This window comes from Plasticicumulans sp. (genome assembly GCF_035331805.1).
Lineage (GTDB): Bacteria > Pseudomonadota > Gammaproteobacteria > Competibacterales > Competibacteraceae > Plasticicumulans.
Window position 1 is genome coordinate 1 of the sequence record NZ_DAOLKE010000188.1, and the last position, 6,997, is coordinate 6,997.

Below are 6,997 nucleotides of genomic sequence, written 5' to 3' on the forward strand. Positions count from 1 at the left end.
CCGTCGAGGGCCTGCGCGTACTCGCTCCACAGCGCCGGCGGCACGAAGCGCTCGTCGCCGCCCGTGCCGTCGCGCGGCTGCGCACACAGGCGCAGCGCCACCGCGTCGGCGCCGAACTCGTCGCGCATCAGGCCGGTGATGGCGGCGAGCAGGTCTTCGAGCGTCGTCAGGCCGACGATGCCGAGCGCGAACGCATGCATGCGCGCCGCCAGCCGATCGTTGGCGCGGGCGATCTCGATCAGCTGCGCGAGCTTGCGGCGCGTCGCGGTTTCGCGCGCGCGCAGCAGCAGCACCTGACGTTCGACCAGCGACGCGACCCCGGGCGGCAGCAGGTGCGGCACGCTCAGGGCTTCGAGCAGTTCGGGATGGCGCTCGAAGAAGTCCGGATGCCCGGCCAGCCATTCGGCGACGCCGGCTTCGGTGGCGGGGTCGGGCGGCAGCGGTGTCGGTGTACTCATCGCGGCGCTCCGGGAGACGGGGGCGGGAGGATCGGGCAGATCCGCATGGATCGCGCGGCGCTGCACGGATGCGGGCAGGTCCGTGCGGATCAGAAGTTCAGCGTGGCGTCGAACACGCGCACGGCCGGGCCGGTCATGTATACCGGCTCGCCTTCGCCGGCCCAGCAGATCGTCAGCCGGCCGCCGCGCAACTCGACCTCGACGCGCTCGTCGAGCCAGCCCTGCAGCCGGCCGGCGACCACGGCCGCGCAGGCGCCGGTGCCGCAGGCGAGCGTCTCGCCGGCACCGCGCTCCCAGACGCGCACGCGCACGTGGCTGCGGTCGATGCCTTCGATGAAGCCGACATTGACGCGCTTCGGGAAGCGCGGGTGATGTTCGAGCTTCGGGCCGAGCGTCGTCACCGGTGCGTGCGCGACCGAATCGACGGTCAGCACCGCGTGCGGGTTGCCCATCGACAGCACGCTCAGGAAGTACGGAATCTCGTCCTGCTCGACGGCGTAGTGCAGCGCGCGCGCCGGTGCCTCGAACGGGATGTCGGCCGGCTCGAAGCGCGGCGCGCCCATGTTGACGGTGACGCGCCCGTCGGCCTCGACGTGCAGCACCAGATCGCCGCCGGCGGTCTCGACGGCGATGGCGTCCTTGTCGCTCAGGCCATGATCGCGCACGAAGCGCGCGAAGCAGCGTGCGCCGTTGCCGCACTGCTCGACCTCGCCGCCATCGGCGTTCCAGATGCGGTAGCGGAAATCCATGCCCGGCCGGGTCGGCGGCTCGACCAGCAGCAGCTGGTCGAAACCGACGCCGAAGTGCCGGTCGCCGAGGCGGCGCACGAGATCGGCGTCGAGCGTGACCGGCTGGCGCACGCCGTCGATGACGACGAAGTCGTTGCCGAGGCCGTGCATCTTGGAAAAGCGCAGGGATCGCGTGTTCATGAACCGAGTGTAACCAAGGCGGTCGCGGGTGCCGAGGTTTGCGCCAACACGATCTGCGCGGCGTTCAGGCGGTGCTCAGGCCGCCGCGTTCGCCAGCACCTGCGCCGGCAGCTCGACGATGAAGCAGGCGCCTTCGCCCTCGATGCTCTCGACGCGGATCGTGCCGCCGTGGCGCTCGACGATGCGCTGGCTGATGGTCAGCCCGAGGCCGGTGCCCTTGGGCTTGCCGGCCTGCTGGCTGCTGACCTGGTGGAACTTCTCGAAGATGCGCGCCTGCTCGGCGAGCGGGATGCCGGGACCGTTGTCGGCGACCTCGATGCGCACGCCGTTCTCCTGCACGCGCAGGCGCACCGCGACCCGGCCGTGGACTTCGGGGCAGAACTTCACGGCGTTCGACAGCAGGTTGATCAGCACCTGCTGCAGCCGGTCGCTGTCGCCGGTGATCACGGCCGGCTGCTGCGCGAGGTGCAGCGCGTGCGCACCGGCGAGGCTGCCGTCGGCCGTATCCGCACCGGCGGCCGGGGCCTCGTCGAGATCGAGCGTCAGCTCCGCGCCCTTGTCACGGAACAGCTGGCTGGTGGCGTTGGCGGCATCGCGCAGCAGCGCGCGCAGCTCGACCGGCTCGCTGCGCCAGTCGACGCGCCCGGAATCGAGCTTGGCCATGTCGAGCACCTGGTTGATCAGCCGGCTCAGGCGCTCGCTCTCCTTGACGATGATGCCGAGGAACTCGGCGCGCTGCGTATCGGGGATGTCGGGGGCGCCGAGCAGGATCTCGGCGAAGGCGCGGATCGAGGTCAGCGGCGTGCGCAGCTCGTGCGTGACCGTCGACACGAATTCGTCCTTGAGCCGGTCGAGCTCCTGCAGCCGGGCGTTGGCGGCGCGCAGCTCCCGGCCGGCGGCTTCGAGTTCGCGCGACTGCTCTTCGAGCCGGCGGCTGTACTGGATGGCCTGCGAGGTCTCGTCGAGGATGGTCATGACCTCCTCGATCGACAGCGCCTCGCCCTTGACCACCGAGGACACCGTCACCCGCGCCGAGGCCGCGCCGATCGCGCCGGCGAGCAGGTGCTCGGCGAAGTGCACGAGCTCGGCCTCGGCGCGGCCGTGGCGGCCCGGTTCGAGGCCGCGGCTCTGCGCGTAGCCGGCGAAGGCGCTGGCGGCGCGCTCCGGACCGAGGAAGCGCGCGACCAGCGTCTGCAGCTCGTGGATGTCGGCGGTGCCGCGCCACAGCAGCCGGGCAGTGCTGCTGCTGTCCCAGGCATCGACGAACTGGCTGGCCTGCACGCGCTCCAGCGCACCGGGGCGGTCCCACAGCGAGCCGAGCAGCAGGCCGCCGACGTTGGCGAGCCAGCTCCACACCAGCGCGTGCGAGTACTGGTCGAGCCCGGCGAGGCCGAACAGCGCGTAGGGTTTCAGCAGCTCGATGCCGAACGGCCCGTCGGTGACGAAGCCCTCGGGCAGCCAGCCCGAGCGCGCGAACGACGGCAGCAGCAGCGTGTACGCCCAGACCGCGAAGCCGGCCGACAGCGCCCAGTAGGCACCGCGGCGCGTCGCGCCCTTCCAGTAGATGCCGGCGAGGATCACCGGCGCGAACTGCGCGCAGGCCGCGAACGACACGAGGCCGATCGACACCAGCGTGTAGGACTCGCCGATCACCCGGTAGTACAGGTAGCCGAGCAGCACGATGCCGGCGATGGCGATGCGGCGGATGCCGAGCAGCAGCCCGGAGAGGTCGCGCCGCCCGCCCGGGCGCAGCCGGCGCAGCAGCAGCGGCATCACCAGGTCGTTGCAGACCATCGTCGACAGCGCCACGGTCTCGACGATGACCATGCTGGTCGCCGCCGACAGCCCGCCGACGAACACCAGCACGGCGAGGAAGGGCTCGCGGCCGTGGATCGGCAGGTCGAGCACGAACAGGTCGGCATCGAGGCCGCGGCTCTCGAAGGTCATCAGCCCGGCGAGCGCCACCGGCAGCACGAACAGGTTGATCAGCCACAGATACAGCGGAAAGGCCCAGCTCGCGGTGCGCAGGTGGTGCTCGTCGGTGTTCTCGACCACCAGCACCTGGAACTGGCGCGGCAGGAATAAAAAGGCGCAGGCCGACAGCAGCGTCAGCGTCACCCAGCCGGCGTAGCCGCCGCCGATCGCATCGAAGCGCATCAGCTTCGCGAGTTCCGGGTGCGCGGCGGCGCGCGTGAAGATGTCGCCGAAGCCGTCGTTGAGGCTCCAGACCACGTAGGCCCCGACCAGCAGGAAGGCGCCGAGCTTGACCACCGACTCGAACGCGATCGCCGCGACCAGGCCCTCGTGGCGTTCGGTGTTGTCGATGTGGCGGGTGCCGAACAGCACCGCGAACGCGATCAGCGCCAGCGCCGCGTACAGCGTGGTGTCGGCCCACACCGGCTGCTCGGCGACGCGCACCAGCGGCGAGACTTCCGGATAGCCGCGCAGCACCGTGTAGCTGGTGGCGATCGCCTTCAGCTGGATGGAGATGTACGGCATGATCCCGATCACCGCGATCACCGTCACCAGCCCGGCGAGCAGATGGCTCTTGCCGTAGCGCGAGCCGATCAGGTCGGCGATCGACGTGATGCGGTTGCGCTGGCTGATGCGCACGATGCGCCGCACCAGCTGCCAGCCGAGCACGAGCACCAGCGTCGGCCCCAGGTACACCGGCAGGAAGGCAATCCCGCCGTGCGCGGCGCGCCCGGCGCTGCCGTAGAAGGTCCAGGCCGTGCAGTAGACGCCGAGCGACAGCGTGTACGTCCACGGATTGGCGATCACCGAGCGCCCGGCCTCGGCGGCACGATCGCCCCAGTACGCGACCGCGAACAGCAAGCCGATGTAGAACAGCGCACTGCCGAGGATCAGCGGATCGGAGAGCATCGCGGCACCTTCGGCCGGGCGGAACGGGATCGGGATCGGGAGTGCCGGAGCAGACGCTCAGGCGCGGAACGGGTTTTCGACCTGCAGCACACCGATGTGCTGGCCGTGCTGCAGGTCCTCGCTCCAGAGCCGGGTGCAGCCGGCTTCGAGCGCCGCGGCGACGATCAGCGCGTCGTAGAAGCTGAAGCCGTAGCGCTCGCGGACCTCGAGGCTGCGCCGGTACAGATCGGCGCTCGCCGGCACCCGCACCAGCGGCAGCAGCACGATGTCGAGATAGTCACGCATGCCCGCCGTGTCGAGCGGGATCGAGGCCTTGCGCAGCATCGTGTTGAGGCATTCCTGCACGACCTGGAAGCTGATGCAGGCACTGCCGGTGGCGATCGCCTCGCGAATGATCGTGTCGGCGATCATGAACCGGCGCGCATCGGCCTTTTCGAGGTGATAGATGAAGACGTTGGTGTCGATGAAGCTCTCAACGCTCATTCATCTCGTCCCGCGTCAGTTTGCGGCCGACCGTCGCCGTGCCGCAGACCCGCTGCACGACGGCATCGTATTCACGCAGGGTCTGCTCGCGCCGGGCGTATTCGGCGAGCAGACGCGTCATCACTTCATCGAGCGTCGTGTGCTCGGCCTGCGCGCGGGCACGGGCGTCTTCGAGGATCTGATCGTCGAGGTCGAGGTTCAGCGTCAGGCTCTGCATGGCGGCGGACTCCGGTCGGGCAGGGTGCGGCGGGACCTGCCGGCAGTGTAATGCCGCCGTCCGCACCTGCCTGCACGCCTCAGCGCCGGCGGCGGTCGGGCTGCGGCAGCAGCGTCGGATCGTCGAACTGGCCGCGCCAGAGGCCGCGGCCCTGCTCGCGGGCGCGCTCCTGCGCATAGACGTAGCGCTCGGATTCCTCGCGCCGCGCCACGGCCCAGCCGGCGGCGACCATCTCCAGGCCGATGTCGCGGCCATCGACGTAGCAGCTCGCGCTGCCGGCGGCCTGCTCGCGCACGCAGAACGGATCGCGCCCGGCGACCAGGCTCTGCAGGAAGGCCTTGGCGTGCTGGCCGCAGGCGTAGTCGACCGGCTGGCCGCCGCGCCACTCCTTGCAGATCTGGTCGACGCGCGGTGCGGCGATCGCGTACAGGCGCACGCGCGAACCCTGATACGCGAGGCTCGCGACCTCCTCGCGTCCGATTGTCTCGTCGGCCTGTACCGGCGCGAGCCCGGCCGCAAGCAGCGCGGCAAGCCGCAGCATCGTCGATGCTGCAGCGTGCAGCGAGCGCAGGCGGCTGTCGGGTCCGGCCGGCGTGGGGGTGGAAGTGGTCGTCATCATCGTCATTTCCCGTTGCTTGCAGCCGGTGCCTGCGCGGCATCGAGCAGGCGTTTCGCGAGCGCCGTGTAGTCGCCGTCGAAGTGATGGGCGCCGGGCAGCGCCAGGATTTCCACCTGCGCGTTGCGCCCGGCGAGCGGCGGACAGGCCGAGTCGGCCTTCTCGTCGCTGCCGTAGACGCACAGCAGCCGCGAGCGCACCGCCGCCAGTTCCGGGTCGAGCGGCAGCGCGCGCGGGTTCCTGGCGTCGTCGTCGTCCGAGATCCAGTCCCAGGGATGGAATTCGAACTCGACGTATTTGCTCGGCGCCAGCACCGCGCTCAGTGCCAGCTTCTGGCGCGTCTGCGGCGGCAGGCGGTTGACGACGAAGGGCAGCACGTCGCCGCCGAGCGAGTAGCCGACCAGCAGCACGCGCCGGCGCTGCCAGCGCTGCGTGTAGCGCTCGATCGCGCTGGCGACGGCGTTGGCGGTTTCCTCGGGGCTGCGCGCCTTCCACAGGTAGCGCAGCATGTCGAAGCCGACCACCGGGATGCCCTCGTGCTGGAAGGTCTCGCCGAGTTCGCGGTCGATCGCCGCCCAGCCGCCGTCGCCGCTGAGGATCACCGCCAGCCAGTCGCCGGACGGCTGCGCCACCGGCAGCTCGATCAGCGGCAGCTCGGTCAGCTCGCGGTCCTGATAGGGATCGTTGTTCAGGCGCTTCCACGCATCGACGAAGGAATCGCGCCAGCGCGCCGGCTCGGCGAAGCCGTGGCCGACGCCGGGCACCGTCACCAGCTCGGCATTCGGTACGCCCTCGACGAACTGCGCGACCTTCGCGCCGGCGACGTACGGATCGGCCGCGCCCTGCAGCACGGTCCAGCGCAGCAGGTATTCGTCGCTCGGCGCGAGCTGCCAGCCGCGGCCGTCGGCGGCCGGCTTGCCGACCTCGCCCTGATCGCCTTCGCACAGCCGCCACGGGCTGCGCCAGTCCGGATCGAAGCCGAGCGCCATGCCGCCGAGGAAGGTGTTCGGCGTCGATTCGGCGAGGCCCAGAAACACCAGCGATGCACCGAGCCCGACGCCGACCAGCAGCGGCCGGCGGTAGTCGCCGAGGCCGAGTTCCTTCTGCACGTACTGCGACATCGCCTCGAAATCCCAGCCGGCATCGGCGCAGGTCTCGTCCGGTTTCGGGCGGATGTTGTGCAGCAGCCGCTCGCCATCGACCGACAGCACCAGCGAGCCCTGCGCGTTCAGCAGCCGGCCGATCTCGGCCTCGGCCTGCATCGGCCCGCCGCTGCCGGAGACGACAATGGTCACCGAGCGCGGCTTGCCCTCCGGGCGCAGCACGGCGATGTCGCCGAAGCGCCCGTAGTTCAGGGTTTCGGCCGTGGCCGGGGTCAGCGTCGAGCAGGCGACGGTGCAGAACAGCGCGG

At 70.7% G+C, this 6,997-nt stretch carries 7 protein-coding genes; all 7 read right to left on the reverse strand.

The window, feature by feature from the left end; genetic code table 11:
* On the reverse strand, positions 1-458 hold a 458-nt coding region (locus PKE44_RS12840), incomplete at its 3' end, for a DUF484 family protein (protein ID WP_324551801.1).
* An 89-nt stretch (positions 459-547) separates the two neighbouring features.
* Positions 548-1,387, reverse strand: a complete 840-nt coding sequence (gene dapF, locus PKE44_RS12845; protein WP_324551803.1) for a diaminopimelate epimerase — start codon at positions 1,385-1,387, stop codon at positions 548-550.
* A gap of 75 nt (positions 1,388-1,462) precedes the next feature.
* Positions 1,463-4,270, reverse strand: coding sequence for a sensor histidine kinase (locus PKE44_RS12850; protein WP_324551805.1), 2,808 nt, complete (start codon positions 4,268-4,270; stop codon positions 1,463-1,465).
* Between the two features lie 57 nt (positions 4,271-4,327).
* Positions 4,328-4,753, reverse strand: a complete 426-nt coding sequence (locus PKE44_RS12855; protein WP_324551807.1) for a PIN domain-containing protein — start codon at positions 4,751-4,753, stop codon at positions 4,328-4,330.
* On the reverse strand, positions 4,743-4,970 hold the full coding sequence (locus PKE44_RS12860; protein ID WP_324551809.1) for a hypothetical protein: 228 nt from the start codon (positions 4,968-4,970) through the stop codon (positions 4,743-4,745). The genes PKE44_RS12855 and PKE44_RS12860 overlap by 11 nt, the downstream gene beginning before the upstream one ends.
* Positions 4,971-5,049: 79 nt before the next feature.
* A complete protein-coding gene (locus PKE44_RS12865) occupies positions 5,050-5,586 on the reverse strand; it encodes a thermonuclease family protein (RefSeq protein ID WP_324551811.1) in 537 nt (178 codons plus the stop codon).
* Between the two features lie 5 nt (positions 5,587-5,591).
* Positions 5,592-6,997, reverse strand: a 1,406-nt coding sequence (locus PKE44_RS12870) for an AcvB/VirJ family lysyl-phosphatidylglycerol hydrolase (RefSeq protein ID WP_324551813.1), incomplete at its 5' end; no start/stop codon positions are given.